General features: G+C 46.3%; 15 protein-coding genes. All 15 read left to right on the plus strand.

Annotated features, from left to right (window positions below):
• Positions 1 to 17 precede the first annotated feature (17 nt).
• The 15 genes from QVC79_RS00965 to QVC79_RS01035 all read left to right on the plus strand — a co-directional run bounded on the left by QVC79_RS00965 (position 18) and on the right by QVC79_RS01035 (position 17,741).
• The gene (locus QVC79_RS00965; protein WP_087419078.1) at positions 18 to 1,949 is read left to right on the plus strand and encodes a RagB/SusD family nutrient uptake outer membrane protein; all 1,932 of its coding nucleotides are present in this window, start codon (positions 18 to 20) and stop codon (positions 1,947 to 1,949) included.
• Between the two features lie 55 nt (positions 1,950 to 2,004).
• Entirely contained in the window at positions 2,005 to 3,351 is a 1,347-nt protein-coding gene (locus tag QVC79_RS00970; protein WP_270595167.1) for a DUF4959 domain-containing protein, read from the plus strand.
• 3 nt (positions 3,352 to 3,354) lie between these two features.
• On the plus strand, positions 3,355 to 4,929 hold the full coding sequence (locus QVC79_RS00975) for a DUF4998 domain-containing protein (protein ID WP_270595168.1): 1,575 nt from the start codon (positions 3,355 to 3,357) through the stop codon (positions 4,927 to 4,929).
• A 255-nt stretch (positions 4,930 to 5,184) separates the two neighbouring features.
• A complete protein-coding gene (locus QVC79_RS00980; RefSeq protein WP_270595169.1) occupies positions 5,185 to 8,487 on the plus strand; it encodes a metallopeptidase TldD-related protein in 3,303 nt (1,100 codons plus the stop codon).
• Positions 8,488 to 8,572: 85 nt separating this feature from the next.
• Entirely contained in the window at positions 8,573 to 9,664 is a 1,092-nt protein-coding gene (locus QVC79_RS00985; RefSeq protein ID WP_270595170.1) for a redoxin family protein, read from the plus strand.
• Between the two features lie 88 nt (positions 9,665 to 9,752).
• Positions 9,753 to 10,523: a hypothetical protein gene (locus QVC79_RS00990; protein ID WP_270595171.1), complete on the plus strand. Its 771-nt coding sequence runs from the start codon at positions 9,753 to 9,755 to the stop codon at positions 10,521 to 10,523.
• Positions 10,524 to 10,559: 36 nt separating this feature from the next.
• Positions 10,560 to 11,270, plus strand: coding sequence for a hypothetical protein (locus tag QVC79_RS00995; protein ID WP_270595172.1), 711 nt, complete (start codon positions 10,560 to 10,562; stop codon positions 11,268 to 11,270).
• 197 nt (positions 11,271 to 11,467) lie between these two features.
• On the plus strand, positions 11,468 to 12,181 hold the full coding sequence (locus QVC79_RS01000; RefSeq protein ID WP_270595173.1) for a hypothetical protein: 714 nt from the start codon (positions 11,468 to 11,470) through the stop codon (positions 12,179 to 12,181).
• Between the two features lie 90 nt (positions 12,182 to 12,271).
• Positions 12,272 to 13,621 (plus strand): hypothetical protein, encoded by a 1,350-nt coding sequence (locus QVC79_RS01005; RefSeq protein ID WP_287642424.1) that lies wholly within the window; start codon positions 12,272 to 12,274, stop codon positions 13,619 to 13,621.
• Between the two features lie 124 nt (positions 13,622 to 13,745).
• On the plus strand, positions 13,746 to 14,147 hold the full coding sequence (locus QVC79_RS01010; protein ID WP_270595175.1) for a LytR/AlgR family response regulator transcription factor: 402 nt from the start codon (positions 13,746 to 13,748) through the stop codon (positions 14,145 to 14,147).
• A 621-nt stretch (positions 14,148 to 14,768) separates the two neighbouring features.
• A complete protein-coding gene (locus QVC79_RS01015; RefSeq protein WP_287642425.1) occupies positions 14,769 to 15,455 on the plus strand; it encodes a DUF6266 family protein in 687 nt (228 codons plus the stop codon).
• A 230-nt stretch (positions 15,456 to 15,685) separates the two neighbouring features.
• Positions 15,686 to 15,985: a MerR family transcriptional regulator gene (locus tag QVC79_RS01020; RefSeq protein ID WP_124315815.1), complete on the plus strand. Its 300-nt coding sequence runs from the start codon at positions 15,686 to 15,688 to the stop codon at positions 15,983 to 15,985.
• Entirely contained in the window at positions 15,982 to 16,347 is a 366-nt protein-coding gene (locus tag QVC79_RS01025; RefSeq protein WP_333562714.1) for a 3TM-type holin, read from the plus strand. The genes QVC79_RS01020 and QVC79_RS01025 overlap by 4 nt, the downstream gene beginning before the upstream one ends.
• 56 nt (positions 16,348 to 16,403) lie before the next feature.
• Complete coding sequence (locus tag QVC79_RS01030; protein ID WP_270595178.1) at positions 16,404 to 17,012, plus strand: N-acetylmuramoyl-L-alanine amidase; 609 nt, start codon at positions 16,404 to 16,406, stop codon at positions 17,010 to 17,012.
• A gap of 99 nt (positions 17,013 to 17,111) precedes the next feature.
• The gene (locus tag QVC79_RS01035; protein WP_270595179.1) at positions 17,112 to 17,741 is read left to right on the plus strand and encodes a hypothetical protein; all 630 of its coding nucleotides are present in this window, start codon (positions 17,112 to 17,114) and stop codon (positions 17,739 to 17,741) included.
• Positions 17,742 to 17,795: the final 54 nt, after the last annotated feature.

The raw sequence follows: 17,795 nt of genomic DNA on the forward strand, positions 1-17,795 counted from the left end.
TTTAAATATATGTAGCAATGAAAAAATATTTATTATCAATACTTTGTGGCATTCTTCTGCTTCCCGGGTGTAATTACCTTGACATGGTGCCGGAGAAAGACATTGAAACGATTGAATCACTTTTTGAGCAGCGCACGAAAGTTGAGAATTGGTGGAAAGGGCTTTACTCCGAGTTGAACCGTATATTTGCCGATTTTAGGGTTAATACGGCTTATCTTGGAGCGGATGAATTTGTAACTTGTCAGGCGTTGTATAATTCAACTCTGTATAATCTCGATGGGCTAAAGATCGCTGATGGTCTTCAGATGTCTCAGAATCCTTACGGGTCAATCTGGTACAGGATGTATGTTGTTATTCGCAACTGTAATATTTTCCTTGAAAATGTAGACCATACCTACAATATGAGCGAGGAAGATCGCAACTGGTGGAAGGCAGACGTGAAAGCAGTGAAAGCGTATGTCTATTTCGAATTAGTGCGTCGTTATGGGCCTATTTGTTTGATTCCACAGAATATGCCGGTAGATTTGCCGGTGAAAGATTACCAATTACCTCGTCAACATGTGGACACTTGTTTCAAGGAGATCATTAATTTGTTGGATGAGTCCATGGAATACGTGCCCAAACATAGTCAAAGAATATCCAATTACGGCCATACGTTCAGCCTTGAAGCGGTGTATGCGCTGAAAGCAAAAGTGCTGCTTTATGCTGCCTCTCCTCTTTTCAACGGGAATGCATTTTATTCCGACTTCAAGAACAAGGATGGGGAATTGCTTTTTAATTCCACTTATGATCGGAATAAATGGTTATTAGCCGCAGAAGCTGCCGATAAAGCGGCTGAAATGTGTGAAGAAGGTGGACGGGCTTTGATCTCGGGAACAACCGTGAAAAAGACTGATTTGTTGAATAAAATGTCTGATATAGAGACTATGACATTTTCTCGTTTCACCAATTCAGAATATTTGTTAGAATGGAAATACCCGTCTACATTTCACCAATTTTTCCTGCCGCGGTTGGTTGGTGATGATGATAATTTTGATTCTCAGGCGTTAGGTTGCCTCTCTCCATCCATGAAGATGGTGGAAATGTACTACACGTCGAACGGGTTACCTATTGACGCTGATATTACATGGAGTTATAATAATCGCTATAAATTGGGGTCAGAGAGTAGTCCCGTGTACGAGGGTGTCATCCCGATGAATACCGACGTGGTGAATCTTCATCTTCGTCGAGAGCCCCGATTCTATGCCTCTATCGCCGGAGACCGGATGTACTGGCAGCGTGGGACGAACACGGCTGACAAAGATTATAACTTGCTTGTGCGGGCTCACAAGGGAGAAGAACCATGGGGAACGCAATATGACTTTATTGTCAGTAATTCATGGCAAAACATTAACGGTTACTGGTTGAAAAAACATTTGTTCTCGTGGTACAATACTTTGGGATATTCCAATAATCTGCAAGGAAATGAGACTGCTGCCATTATTCGTTTGGCCGAAGTCTACTTGATGCAGGCAGAGGCTTGGAATGAATACTTGGATCAGCCGGATAGCCGGGTGTATGATCCACTGGATAAGGTTCGCGAACGTGCCGGAATTTTGCCTGTAAGGGAGGCTTGGGGAAATTATTCCAACAATCCGACAAAAGTAACCACAAAAGTCGGAATGCGGGATATTATTCATCAAGAGTATGGTATTGAGTTCGCTTTTGAGGGGCATCGTTACTGGGATCTTCGCCGTTGGCTGACAGCTCATCAGACGATGAACGAAAAACAATATGGTTGGAATGTTATTGGAACCACAGATCAGGCGTTCTACAACTATGAGACGGGTCCGGTTGTGGTGTGGAGCAGCAATAAGTTTATTGCCCCGCGAGATTATCTTGATCCGTTTGATGCAGAAGAGATTCTGATTTCTGGAATGGTGCAGAACCCGGGATGGGGTGGTAGATAATTGATGGATTTACGATTGTAGATTGTAAATTTTAATCCTTAAAAAAGATAGAATGATGAAAAATACCATTTTCTTATTATTATTTGTGTTCGCTTTGTTTGCCTGCGAGGACGATGATTCGGTTTTCGAACCATCGACGGAAGGACTGGAAATTAAGTTTACTCCGGTTGCAGGTGGGGCGATGATGCATTACAGTCTGCCGAATGACAGTGACATCTTTGCCATGAATATCCGTTACAAGGACTGGCAAGGATTGGATGTATTAAAAGCCTGTGGATATAGTGGTGACTCGGTGTTGTTAGACGGTTTCACCAGAAGTCAGGAGGGAATCAATGCTTGGATCTCTTTCGTTAACAAGAATAGCGAAGAATCGGCAGCGGTGGAATATCAATTTTCAACGCTGGACAGTGCGCCTTGGTCTTTTTTCGAAGATCTGAACGTAAGAGCTTCGTGGAACGGTTTTCAGGTGATTTACAAGAGTCCTTCAATAGTTACCGGGATGGTTCATGTTTTTTACTTGGGAACAAATCCACTGACACAGAAGGAAGACACGATTCTGATGAGTAGTTTCCCGATTACGCAAAAAGGAGACACGCTTAATTTTATACAGAAACAAGAAAGAACGAAGAATACCGTCATTGTCCGCACGGAGGATTTTCACGGTTTCCGTGTAAGACAGGAAATTTATCCGGACATTGATGCTTTCCGGACAGAACAATGGCAGATGTCTGCGAACGATTTCAATGATTTCGGTATGTCAAGGGAAAGTGCTAAGGCCAAGACGGGAGTGGAATATCTGTTTGACGGGGAATTGAAAGGTGTGGAGCGTTTGATCGCTTCTGCTTATGAAGACAAGGATGCACGTACGGGGACGGAAGTTTATGGAGCTTATCTTGCCGGTCCTTACGCTTACGAAAAACCGATGGTTCTTGACTTGAGGGAAGAGAAAATTCCGGCGTGGATCCGTATTTATTGTCTTTATCCTATGCTTGGTAATCATGCAGTTAGTCCTGCCACTTGGGGGAACGTGTGGATTGGTTCTTACGAAGACAAGGTGCCGTGTCGAATATCGGTATATGGTAATAACACATCTTCGGATCCGGATGACGAAGGATGGGTTTTCTTAGGACAGTTAAATCAGGATCCCAAGCGTGAGGCTGTACAAAAACGTTGGTCACGTCTTACAACGGATCTTACGTTGGCTCCTAAGGACGTGGAAGATCTGGAAACGAGAGACCCGATTTACGTGGATATTCAATTCCCTCCTGTGAACAACAAGTATCGTTACTTGAAAGTGCTGGTACACGACACGTTTGACGTGTCGAAGGAAGACGGGATAAATCGTAATTTGCAAGAGTATTTTACGTTACAGGAACTGGAAGTTTATGTGAAAAAGGATTAAGCTATGAGAATGAGAAAATATATCATAAATCTATTTGCGGCTGCTGCGTTGTTAGTGGGGTGCGGTGAAAGCTTGGAAGATACGTATAGCGATTATGCCGGGGACGGAAAGATCCGTTACGTGGCAAAATGTACAGAGGTTCATGCCACTCCCGGTTGGGAACGGTTACTTTTGGAATGGATAAACGGGACGGATGCTACCGTTGATAAAATCAAGGTGATATGGTCATGTGAGAACTTGGGAGATACGATATTTCTTCCGAGTACGGCCGAGTCCTACGAGTTGAAAAATTTGAAAAACGGGACGTACCGGTTCGATATTTGTGCTGTGGACGGTGAGGGGAACGAGTCTTTGATGGAAACGACCTATGGGCGTCCTTACACGAGGGAACACGAGATTATGTTGGCATTCACGAGAGGGGTCGTGAAACCCTATTTCTTGAAAAATAAGTTGATTTTCTTCTCCGACCAGTGGAACGAGAATATTGATGAGATCAAGTTGCAATACAAGAATACACAGGGTGATATTCAATATTACACGTTTGATAAGGAAACGAGTTACAACGCTTTTATCACGATTGATGACGTGAGCATGAACCCGACGGATACGGTCTATGTACTTCGGAAAGGAAGGGTGGAAGGTTGTCCGGATCTGATTGAATTTGATCCGTTGGCTCTGAACCGTACGAAGATTTTCAGTTCAGGATTTGTCAATGCTATCGAGCGTCGTTATGGTTATTCGACTAAAACGAAAGAGCAGGAAGCGGAATTTGAGAAATTTGTAGAAGGGGTGACCGAGTTGGAATTTGATTACGATATGGAAACTTTCGAGGACGTGTTGTATTGCCCGAATCTGAAAAAATTGATATTTGCGAAAAACCGTTATCTGGACTCGAAGTATAAATATTCGACGGATTATGATCATCCCGTGTTGCGAAGTGATATAGAGAGGAGTCTTCAAGTTTTGGATAAGGCAAGTGAACCGGATGTCTTGGGATTGAAAATCGAATGGTATGGTGGCTGGAATATACCCTATTTCGAGACGGAAGAACCTCCATATATGGAATACATGGGATACTCCCCGCTTCCCGAGATGGAATTGATTGCACCGGAGGCCTTGAAAACGTATGACAACGGGAGTAAGGTTAATTGTTCTCCTTCGGATCTTTATGCTGTTTTGGATGCTTTGTTGGATGATAATTATCAAACAACATGGACAACCACGTCTAATACGATGCCTCGTAAGTACGAGATGGCTATGGAATTGTTGGAGGAAACAGAGATTAGCGGGATAAAGATTGCACAACCCCTGTATCACCCGATGATGGATAGGCGGATGCAATACATCATGCCTTCTCAGATTTCCATTCAAGTGTCCACGGACGGAGGTCATTGGCAGAATGTCACTTATTTTGAAACCAATGAATTGGGACGCGGATCGGGAGAAGTTACTTTGTTGAAATTCCCGGAAGGTTCCCGGCAGGTACGCTACATCAAGTTTACCTTACAGGACGGTTCAGACCCGGGTGGAAACTGTGCGATTGCTTTGGGGGATATTCTTCTCTTTAAGTTGAAGTAGAGGACGGTATCTCGATATGCTCGCTTGAGCAATTTTGATGAATCATTAAAAAGGGGGAGTCTGGAAAGTTGTTTTTTTAACTCCCTCCCCCCTTCGGGGTACTCCCTCTATAAACAGAGGGAGAGTTGAGCTACTTACCGTCTTTGGTAAGAGTTAGCAGCTCCTCCTCTGTTCATAGAGGAGGTGGCCGAAGGCCGGAGGAGTTTGTTTCGCGACAGATAGAGCTTTTCGGATGGCCCCTACAAATAGATCGATATGCTAAAAATCAATCATTTTACCAAACTCTTTTTTAGCGGGATACTCTTGTTGTGTTTTTCCGGGGCTTTCGCTCAAGAGCAGGAGGATCGTCTCCTGCAACTGATGAAACGGGAGCTGGCGTATAGCATGGAGCAACTGAAAAAACAGGAAAGTGTTCCCTATTACATGAACTTACGGGCGATGGACGACCGCACGATAACGGTCGTGAGTTCATTCGGGGCCGTGACTACCTCTAACGAGAATCGTATGAGGACATTGGTGCCACAAGTCCGGTTGGGCAGTCCGGATCTGGATAATTTCAAGTATAATATGCAGGGAGGGTTTGCCGGACCTAACGCGCAAGGAGCGCGAGGGGTCGTTTTACCCTTGGATGATGATGCCACGGATGCGATCCGGGAAGCGATTTGGCGGGAAACGTTGAAACGTTACGAGTTCGCCCGTAATATGTACGATCAGGCGAAGACCCGGGCCACGGTGAGCGTGGCTGATGAGGATAAAGCCCCGTGTTTCTCTGATGCTCCCATGGAACGTTATTACGAGGCTCCCTTGGCTGCCGGGAGACAGAAAATGGATATTAAGCGGGCTTGGGAACAGCGCCTGAACGAGGTTTCCGCCGTGTTCAAAACCTGCCCCGAGTTAAGCGAGGGATCAGCCAGTTTTAGTTTTCAGGTATTGCGCACCTATTTCGTGAACAGCGAGGGGAGCGTGGTGGTACAGAACCGGATTGCTACCCGGGTGATGTTGATGGCCTCCTTGAAAGCGGCTGACGGGATGGAACTGCCCTTGAACAGGGACTATTTTGCTTACACGCCCGATGACTTACCGGATAATGACCGGATGATCGCGGATGCACGGGACATGATCAAACGCTTGCTGGCGTTGCGCGATGCCCCGGTGGCCGATCCTTACACGGGTCCCGCTATCCTGTCCGGCCCTGCCAGTGGGGTGTTCTTTCACGAGATCTTTGGTCACCGTCTGGAAGGCCATCGCTTGAAATCGGGCGGTCAAACCTTCAAGAAGATGGTGGGAGAGCAAGTGCTGCCTGTTGAATTTCAAGTGTATTGTGCGCCTTTGTTGAAAAGCTATGCCGATACCGATTTATACGGTCATTACGTGTATGATGACGAGGGAGTGAAAGCTCGCCGGGTGGATAACGTGGTGAATGGCGTGTTGAAAGAGTTCTTGATGAGTCGGGTTCCGCTGGATGGCTTCCCGTCAAGTAACGGCCACGGTCGTACTTCCGGCGGGGGAGACCCCGTTTCCCGGCAATCCAACTTGATCATAGAGACCACTCACCCTTACACGGAGGATGAACTTCGGGCTATGTTGGTGGCGGAGGCTCAAAAACAAGGGAAAGAGTATGGTTACTATTTCCGGACCGTGACAAGCGGTTTCACGTACACGGGTGAGGGCGGAAGTCTGAACTCCTTCAACGTGACTCCCTTGGAAGTGTACCGGGTGTTCGTGGACGGTCGCCCGGATCAGTTGGTGCGGGGGGTGGACCTGATCGGAACCCCGTTGTCCATGTTCTCCAATATCGCGGCTGCCGGAGACAAACCCAGCGTTTTCACGGGCGTTTGCGGTGCGGAGTCGGGATGGGTGCCCGTGACGGCATCCTCACCCACGATATTCGTGAGTAAGATCGAAACGCAACGTCGGGCGCAGGCTCGTGATATTGCCCCGATCCTGCCTTCCCCGAAACCGGAGGTGGTGAAAGAGAATAATCCGGATGATGTTATTTTTGCCGCGATGCGCTCCGAACAGGAACGTAACAAGGCAGCTTTAGTTCTTCCTAACGGGCCGAAACCTTATTATATTTCGTACACGATAGCCCGCTATCGTCATTTTCAAATGGCGGCCTCGTTGGGAGGATTAATGCTTTCGAACGTGTCCCCGTGGCAAATGAGTGGCGGCACGCAGGTGTTGCTTGGTGATTACCAGAGAAACAGTGACGTGCAGTATCAGGAACAGATCGCTCCCGCGCAATTACCTTCGGAGGTGGACTATGACGTGATTCGCCGCGGGTTGTGGGAATCGTCCGATATGATGTACAAGTACGCCTTGGGTATGATGGCGCAGAAAATGAATTACCTGCAACAGAACCCACTTCCCTCGGAAGAGGCGGCGCTGGCAGATATGCAACCGCTCCCGGCGGTTACCCGTGTACAAGAGCGTCCGGCGGCCTACAAGATTGATCAGGGTGTTTTGGAACGGCTTGTGACCGAGGTGTCTGCCGTGTTCAACGAGTACAAGGAGATTTATAATTCCAGCGTGGCGATCAACGGGATGGAGGTGGATATGTACCGCCTGACGACGGAAGGGGTACAACTGAAAGAGCCGGGTGGTTACGTGAGTGTCACGGTTTCAGCCGAAGTCCGCGGTGACGACGGTTCGAACTTGGGGGATTCGTTCTCTCTTTCCCTGTTGAATCCGGCAGAGATTCCTTCGGTGGAGGAGTTGAAAGAGCGGGTGAAAGCGTTTGCCGAGGGATTGATGCAGTTGAAAGCGGCTCCTCCCGTGGCGGAATATTACAATGGCCCGATCCTGTTCGAGGGTGGTGCCGTGGCAACCATCCTAGCCAATAACTTGCTTTATCGCGGCGGGTTGATCGCGGCCCGTTCTCTCATGCCTATGGGACGGGGATTGGCGGATCAGTTCGGTCAGAAGATCATGGACGAGCGCCTGACGGTGAAGAACTACACGAACAAGAAGGAATATAACGGGACCCCGCTATACGGTTATTACGAGGTGGACGGGGACGGTGTCACGCCGGAAGTGGAAATGGTGTTGGTGGAAAAGGGCGTGTTCAAGAAAATGCTGAACGGGCGGATCCCTGCGTTGAAGGCTCCGGAGACTACGGGTAGTTCCCGTTTCATCATGTCTCCGCAAAGCCCGACGTTAGTGACGGGAACGGGAACGATCCACGTGCAGGCGGAAAAGGGCGTTGCTCACGAGAAGATGAAGAAGTTATTGATCAAGGCGGCGAAAGCGGCCGGGCAATCTTGTGCTTACATCGTGAGAGGTATTTCCGGGTCGGCACTTGTCGTGTACCGGGTGGACTTGAAGGACGGGAAAGAGACCCGTGTCCGGACCACGGGTTTCCGTATGCCGGAGTTGACAAAATTGTTGAAGCTGGTTGCCATCTCCTCGAAGGAAGAGGTGATGAATTACTTGCCGAACGCTTACCCGGCCTCGATGATTTATCCCGCGGGGATGATCGTGGACGGCATGGTGATCGAGAAGGCTAACCCGAAGACGGAGAAGGAACCGGCGTTGAAACTCCCAAGACAGAGGGATTAGAACATGAATATCGGAAGTGCTGAAAGTCCCGTTCGTTACGGCGGGCGGGCTTTCAGCCACTTCTCTACAACAAAAAGCGGAAAAGATGAAAAGGATTTTATTTACAGTATGTATGTTATTAGGTTGTGTCTTGTTCACGATGGCACAAGAGGATAGCTATAAGATTGAAGGGAAATTGGCCAACACGGTCAATGGTAAATTGCTGTTGGTGGCCAACACGGATAAGGGGATGCTTGACATTGGCGAGGCCACGGTCACGAATGGCGTGTTCGAGTTCACGGGCCGGATGCCGGAATTGACGTTGGTCTATCTGATGCCGGTGAAAAAGAATGCCGTGCTGGCTTCTTTCATGCTGGAAAACGCCAACTACACGATCACGATGGGCGCAAACGAATTGATCGTGGAGAGCGATGGGGAGGCGCAGAAAGTATGGAAAGAATTTTATGATTTGGATAAGTATTTGAAACAAAGTCAACAACAGTTGGATATGCAAGCCCGGGCAAATCCCCCGCAATTACAGAGATTGCAACAGGAGTTTAAAAAAATAGTGGCGAAAGTCGAGGCTGACGAGTTGACCTTAATAAAGAAGCATAACGACTCTCCCGTGTCTGCATTTGTGATCGCTTCGAAGTTGCCGCAGAGTTTGGACGAAGTGAAATTAGCCGAACGTTACGATGCTCTGAGTGAAAAGGCGAAAGCAACTTCCTACGGCAAACAGATTGCAGCTGATCTGGAAATGATGAAAAAAGTCGCCGTGGGGGAAATCGCTCCCAACTTCAGCGCCCCGTTGGCGGATGGCGGTGTACTTTCACTGCACGAGACGAAAGCTAAAGTGAAAGTCGTTGATTTTTGGGCTTCTTGGTGTGGTCCCTGCCGGGCAGAGAACGTGAACTTGATAAAGATCTATAAGCGTTATCGCCCGAAGGGGTTGGAGATCATCAGTGTTTCCATTGATGATAACAGGCAGGCTTGGTTGTCGGCAATCGGTCAGGATGGCAGCGATTGGAAAAACGTGTCTGACTTGAAAGGCGGACAATCTGAGATTGCTACCGCGTATAGCGTGAAGGGAATCCCCTGCACCTTTATCCTCGATGGTGAAAACCGTATTGTGGCTAAAAATCTCCGGGGCAAAGACTTGGAGAAGAAGATCGATGAGATGCTGAAAAAGAAGAAATAGCAAGTGTGAGGAGTACGTTGAACCGGGACCGCCTCTGAACTCATCCAAGGGGCGGTCCTTTTTTTAAAGACTAAATACATATAAACTTATGAAAACAAAATTGTTTAGAAACATCGGTTATTTGTTATTCATCTTGTTAGCACTTAGTAGTTGTGTTAATGAGATGGATATGGTAGAAGACGAACAAGGGTTAGAGGTCTTGAGTAGTAGGACATCGCCACCTTTTGCCGGATACGAAGAATGGGTGAAGAAGCTTATCGATTACGATAAATCCGCTGATAGCAAGAGTTATCTTGGCAAAGTGGAGAATTTTCTTCAAAGCATATATCGCTTTATTCCGGAAATGCGTGATGTTGTAGATGATTTGATAAATAGGGGATTTAAGTTTCGAGTAGCAGTAAGATATGATGATGAAAGGAAATCTTGGTTTAATCCTAATTCTTCCGAAATAGGTTTTTCTGGTGTAGAAAACCTTAAGATAGAAAACATGATACATGAGTTATTGCATTTTTTTGCTTTTTACACGGTTGACGAGTACCGGAAGCGATTGTATGCCGCTCGGGAAGAGTACGAGATAAGGGTTTTGACCGATTTATTTATGCGTCGTGATTTTAGTACATTTCCGTATGAATATCAAGGGATGAAAATAGATCATGATGAATATATACGTTATTTAGGGTGGCTGGATAAGCTTCTTAAAAATGAGGTTCAGAATATGGATCAGTTCTCAGAGAATTTTATCCAGTTTGGTATATCCCGTCTATTTTGGATAGAAGATACAAAAATAAAGGTAGCAGATTTGAATGGCTATAGACCACGATTGTTAGGTATTATTTGGTTTTACGGTAAAATTAAATAACACAGATTCATTATATTAATTTTAAAACACGAAAAGATGAAAAAAATAATTATAACACTATTCGTATGCTTGTCATGTACCATGATCGCAAATGCACAATGGTATCCATACGTTGTGGATACGTTGCCCAAAAGAGTTATTAACGGTTTGGAAGTTATTCCTATAAGGAAGACCTATGAATCGGGAGAATTTTATTGGAGATTGAGAGTCTCTGATTTTAAAGAATGTTTTCAACGGTTTGAGAGTAAATACCCGGGAGGAATTAATTATAATCTAAATTCCGACGAAGTGAACAAGGCTATTTATGATTGGGAGGATCAACTTTGGGAAATATTTCCTCCCGAGATAAAAGCTTTAGAAGGATTTAATCTTAAGCTTTTTGTTGATAAAAATGGACAAGTTTTCACCGTGGAATTTTCTATGCCGAACGAAGCTTTTCAGAAATTGGACGGATTCCCAAAGAACACATTAAAAAATTTTTACCACAATTTAATAAAGGAGGAATGTAAAACTTTCAAGAAAGTAGATTTACAAGTTTTGGATCCAGATAGCGAAGGAGGTCGACGGATTCTTTTAGAAGTATGTGGTTCGTTGGGAAGTGGAAATGAGTACACGACCATTTTTTTGAATAAGACTTGTTATGATATGTTCAGTACATTTAGCCCATGGAGATTGCCGAAAGACGAGTTTAATAGATTACTCAAAAAGAATGAGGCAGAGATGAACAGCCGGAAGCAAGACGAGTAAGTAAGTAAACGAGAGAAACGTATGGAATGAGGACCGCCTTTTGGATGAGTTTAGGGGCGGTCCTAATTTTAAAAACTAAATACATATAAGCTGATGAAATCAAAACTATTTAAAGACATCGGTTATTTGTTCTTCATCCTGTTAGTGCTTAGTAGTTAAGTCAACGAGGTGGATATTAATCTCAAAAACATGGAAAGATGAAAAAAATAATTATAACACTATTCGTATGCTTATCATGTATCATGATAGCAAATGCACAATGGACACCATACGTAGTGGATACGTTGCCCCAAAGAATCATTAATGGTTTGGAAGTGATACCGATAAAAAAGACTTATGAGTCGGGAGGGGTTTATTGGAGATTGAGAACCTCTGATCTTAAAGACAATCTTCTGCGATTTGAAAGTAAATACCCGGGAGGGATTAATTATAATCTAAATTCTGATGAAGTGAACGAGGCTATTTGTGATTGGGAGGATGAAATTTGGGAGACAATAGTTCCTGCCGAGATAAAAGCTTTAGAAGAGTTTAATATTAGGCTTCTCATTGATAAAGATGGACGAGTTTTCACGGCTGAATTTTCTATGCCGGATGAAACGTTTCAGAAATTAGAAAAACTCTCGAAAAACACACTGAAAAACCTTTACCGTAATTTGATAAAAGAAAGATGTAAAGCAATCAAGGAGGTAGATTTCCAAATTTTGAGTACAGATAGTGATATTAACAGGGGTATTATTTTCGGAGTATGTGGTTCTTTGGGAAGTGGAAATGAATATACAACATTATTTTTGAATAAGGTCGCTTATGATATGTTCGGTACATTTAGTCCATGGAGATTGCCGAAAGACGAGTTTAAAAGATTACTCAAAAAGAATGAGGCCGAGATGAACAGCCGGAAGCAAGACGAGTAAATAAGTAAACGAGAGAAACGTATGGAATGGGGACCGCCTTTTGGATGAGTTTAGGGGCGGTCCAATCTGTTATCTTTTAAAATTTGCGGTATGATGAAAAAATTGAAGTTTGTTCCATGGATATTTTTAGCTTGTTTTCGTGTTTTTGTTCCGATGGAAGTTTCCGGGCAGAGCATGGTTCTTATCGAGAGGGATACTTTCCGGATGTATTCCAATCCTTTAAACGCAGATTCAACATTGGCGACCAAGGTGTACGATCGGGTGTATTCTCCTCCTTATATTCGGGATGCATCAGCGTATTATGGGTGGTGGCGTTTGCAGGAGGATTCCTTATTTTTGGAGAAGATCGAAGATCACTATGGCACGATGCGTTCTGATGATCATGAAGTCGTGTTTATGGATTTAGGCGGTATCTTTGATGATTACGTGCAAGATGGAAAAGTTTTTGCCTCGTGGTTTAGCGGGGAGCTGGATGTGGTAGGAGGAAAATGTATTCGTCGGGGTGCTTTGGGATTTCGATCGGATTACGAGGATGAATGGATATACCGGGTAGAAAACGGGCGAATCATGTCTAAAGCGACGTATCGTAACGAGCTGAGAGAATCAACGTTCTCCTATGTGGAGGCCGGAGATTTGATCGAGACGTTATTTGACGGAGATCGTTTCCCGGAATTGGCGAATAAATATTTGCTTGCTAAAGTGCAGGTGACTCCCCGGCCTGACGGGACGATAGATAGCCTCGGCCTTGCCGTGCGGGTGGTATCGAATAAATCCGCCGTCGGACAAGTAAGAGACGATGACGAACAATGGGTAGAGAATGATTACTCCAACCCTTACATACAAGAATTGAAAGAGTGTGTGCAGCTTGTGCCTGAATGGGAGTACGTGAAGTTACGCGGTCGGGTACATGCGCCGTTGATAGAAGTGAGGGCATGGGAGGGCAAGGGATGTAAGGCTATCTGTTCGGCTACTTTTTGGGTTAACAAGGATTTCGATGAGATTACCGTGAACGGTAAGACTTACGAGTTGGAGAATTACCCTTTCCAATATAACACGAATCTTTACGCCCGGATTCGTCCCCTGTTGCGGGGTGAGTTCACGCGTTTCCGTTTGCGGGGATATATCGGGTACTGGGAAATCCGGGACGATAAACTCTATCTCCTCTCGCTCCGACGGGCGAATTCATGGGAAATAATCCCTCTTGATGTCGTTTTTCCCGGGAATGGCGATAGTCCGGTGGAGGCAACGTGGTACACGGGTAAGTTACGTTTGTCGGATGTGCGAAGTGCTGAAAGCGACTACTTCCCCCGTCACGGTCGTGGGGAGATTTTTTACAAGGTGAAAAAGGGAAAAGTCATCAAGCGAATGAAAGTCGTTCCTGTAAAAAAGAAAAAAGGGAAGATTTCCCGTTGGGGGAACTATCATTTTGATTTGGAATAGTTTTAAGTGACACGTTGACTTAGACAATGTCTGTTTGGTCTTTTGTTTTCCGGTTTTATTCGCGAATGTCAATAATCGCTACAGCCGCCGGGGCAGATTTTACGAGGTGTAAAATCAATCATTTATGGAAAACAAAAAGACCAACACGTTAATACATTCAAGCGAACCCCGTTACGGCGAGGGACATATATTTCTTTGGTGGGAGAATTATTGCCGGCGGCTTTTGTACGCGGACATTCTTTACGTCGAGGGATCGGGCAGTTATAGCGAGTTTCACGCGATCGACGGGAGTCGGGTGACGATTTCTTATCGTTTGGGGGTGATGGAACGCTCTTTGCCGGATGACACGTTCATCCGGGTACACCAGAGTTTCATCTTGAACTGGCATTACATCGATACATTTGTGGGTAACAGCGTTAAAATCGGTGACCGATGGTTCCCGATTGGGCGGGCCTATCGTCCCCGCCTATTGCAAGTGCTGCACTTCCCGGAACTTCCCCGGCAAAACGGCAAACAGGAATTATAATTATCATCTTTAATCATCAATCGGCCTGGTGAATCGGCCATCGGCGGCTTTACTATCTCTTGAAATTTCCAGTATATCATAGTAGTGATGCCATGTATAAAGGAAGGTAAATCACCTTTCTGAGAAATTTGGCACTATAAATATACACCTTTCTAACGTATAAATGTTAATGTTTCCGATTTAAATTTAATTTTTATCGTCGATAAATCTTTTCTTTATCTTTAAAATGTCTCTTGTGAGGGTATATTGATCTGCATGAGATGTAAGTTTCTTGGTTTGTATTAACTCCCAAGTATTGTTGCTTGATATTCTATCGGGCAATATCCATTCTTCTGCCGTTGAGAATCCAATGTAGTTAGGGATTAATGACGTATCATTTTCGAATCAAAGACGAATCAAAGACGTTCAGTGGGTGTCTTTGATGCGGGAGAAAGGGGAGATTGTCTCCTCTTTACCGGGGATGTTTGACGGTTGTTCATCGCTTTGTTCTACGGTCTGTTCAGGGATTTTCTTTTATCGGGAGAGTTGTGTGTTCACGAGTGAGGGATTTGGATTTATGGCGAATATGAAACGTAAAAGGTTATTTGTGAAAACATCCTGTCGCTTGTGAATTAGAGTTTTATGTCGAAGATGCAGGCTCTATCTTTGCATCAGAAAACAAAGAAAAACTTTAAAAACGAACGAGTGATGGCAATAACAGAAGAGAATATTCGAGGAAAGATCGGGAATTCGATTTTCTACCGGGTGGGATCGGTGACACGGGTGAGGAGTGTGGCGGCACGGTATGCGGATGCGAACACGTCAAAACAGCGGGAAAGCCGTTCCCGCTTGAGGGTGGCAATACGTTTTTACCGACGTTTGGCGGAGACGGAATTACGAAAGGTGTGGTATTTGGCAACAAAGGGAACGGGGAAAAGCGGGTATAATTTATTTTTGAAGTTGAACATGATGATTTTTAAGCCTGACGGGAAGATTGGGGATTTTGCTCGGTTGCAGTTGACGGTCGGTCGGTTACAAAAAGTGAATCATCTCGTGGTGCGTGTTGATGAGGGGGATGTGGTTTCTGTGGCGTGGGAACGGGAGGAAGATCTTCCTTCCGCGGGAAAAGAGGATAAGTTCATGGTTGCCGTGCTTTATGCCGATCGTTCGTTTTCCCCGGAGTTAGTCAAGACGAGCGGGGAGACAAGGGGTGACGGGAAAGCCACTTTCCGTTTGCAGCGTAAACGGGGAACGGCAACCCATTTGTATTGTTTCTTTCGGGAAAAGGATGGGAAGGCTTATTCGCCGAGCCAACACGTAAGAATTTAATGATTTTAGATTCCAGCCGCACGGGGCCTTACTGATTTTAGATTTTAAATTTTAGATTTAAAAATTCAGGGATTGGGTGATTTCCGGTTGAAGGATTACTTTATGAACCTTATAAACTTTCGAACTTTATAAACGAACAAAAGACGAGGCGTTTAGCTGTTCCGGGCGTGTCGTTACGAGGGAGATGCGGGCGAGGATAAAAGGGAACGGGTAACTTTAATAATAAAAACATGGCAAAAAGAGAGACAAGTAAAAGAGAAGAAACGGCGAACGTGCCCGTGCAAGTGCTTGAGGAATTAAGAAAATTGCGGGAAGAGGTTCGACTGGCAATCGAGGCGGCATCAAATGCTTCCTACAGGTTGATGGATGCCGAGGAGTTGTGCCGGGCGATGCAAATATCCAGGCAAACATTACGGCGTTACGAGAAACAACTCCTTATCCCGGAGAGGAAGGTGGGTAACAAGAAGTTTTACCTAGCGGCAGAGGTGAAGAATTGTATCGTCACGGCTTTACGACTTTGGAAGGAGTGAAGAACGTGGTCGGGGCGGTTGGCGAGGTGATCGACCGCCTGACGCTCCCGGCGAGGGAGAAGCGACAACTGCAAGTGGACTTGCTGGGATTGCTGGCGGAACACGAGAAGGAGATGGCCCGGTCCCGCTCGGCAGCCGTGGTGGAGGAGGCCCGGGGGAACTGGTTGCAGCGATCGTGGCGGCCGCTGGTGATGCTGGTGTTCGCCTTGATTGTTCTCGTGGGAACGTTCACGACGCTGCCCATCCTCTCCGATACTTCCCGCTTTTGGGATTTGCTGGAAATCGGCCTGGGCGGTTACGTGGTGGGGAGGAGCGGGGAAAAAATGGCGGGGGCGATTTTTAAGGAAAAAGCTAAAAAGTAAAAACTAAAAGCTGGAAAAAGTAAAAGGTAAAAACTTGATTAATTAAATTTTTATTCATGGGATTTTCAATTTTCAACTCTCCATTTTCAATTGTCAACCATCGTTTGATGGGTGGCGGGGTGGTTCACCTGGTGAGCGCGAAGAACACCCGGCGTTTGGAGGGGCCGGACATGATCGTGCTGCACTACACGGCGGGAACGAGTGCCGAGAGTTCCGCACTTTTCCTGACCCGCCCGGACGTTTCGGCCTCGGCTCACGTGGTGATCGGTCGGGAGGGGGAGGTGTTCCAGCTGGTTCCTTTCAACATCGAGGCGTGGCACGCGGGGAAGAGCTGGTACGCCGGGCGTGGCGGGTTGAACCGTTACTCGATCGGGATAGAGCTGGATAACCTCGGGAAACTCCGGTTCTCGGGCGGGTTGTTTATCGCGGAGTGTGGCCGGGTGGTTCCGCCAGAAGAGGTGTACACGGACTGTTCCGGCGATCGCCCGACGTACTGGCATCGTTACACGACAAGGCAGGTCCGGGTGTTACGGGAGATCTGTACCCTACTGGAAGAGACCTACCCGATCCGTGACGTGGTGGGTCACTCGGTGATCACGCCGAGAAAGATCGACCCGGGTCCGGCGTTGGAATACGCGTTTAGCGAATTTCAAGATAAAAACTAGAAGTTAGGAACTAAAAATTTACCTTCCTGGGGCAGGGCCCGCCCCGGGCATGTAAAGTTCATTTTCAATTTTCAATTTTTAATTTTCAATTGTAAAGTTATGGCAGAATTTAACTCGTATTTACTGGGAAAAGCAAGAAAATCAGTGGGAAACATCACGTTGTGTTACACGAGAGGGAAGAACATCGCCAAGGCGAAGGTGTTCTCCCGGAAGGACAACCCGACACCGGAGATCCTGGCGCAACGGGCGAGGATGAAAGCGCTGGTGCAGTTATCCCGGCAGTTGTTGCCGGTGATCCGGAAAGGCTTTGCCGGGATCGGTAAGGGTTCGGCGGCGAACGCTTTCGTGAAGGAGAACATGTCCCGGGTATCGGTGGACGAGAAGAACGTGGCGACGGTGGATCTCGACCGCTTGCTCTGCGCTTCCGGTATGTTGTACCCGCCGAAAGTGGAAGTGACTTACTCGGAAGAGAACAAGATGTATTCTTTCATGCAGGAGATGCAGGACGAGGAGAACGGTTACGCCTTCAGCGATGACGTGGTGTACGCCATGTTGTACGAGAGCGTGCTTGGGCGAGCCCGCCTAGTGACGTTGCGAGTCCGTGGAGAGAACGGTAGCACGAGCTACGCGCTTCCGGAGGAGTGGAGTCACGAGAACGTGAAACTGTATTGTTTCGCCACGCTGAAGAACGGGAAGAGCGCTTCGGATAGCCAGGTGATGACGCTTTAGATTAGTGGTTCCTGATCGAGTGATTTCGCGAAAGGAAGGAGTTTTCACGTTTCC

It is taken from the genome of Butyricimonas sp. (genome assembly GCF_019423355.1).
GTDB lineage: Bacteria > Bacteroidota > Bacteroidia > Bacteroidales > Marinifilaceae > Butyricimonas > Butyricimonas faecihominis.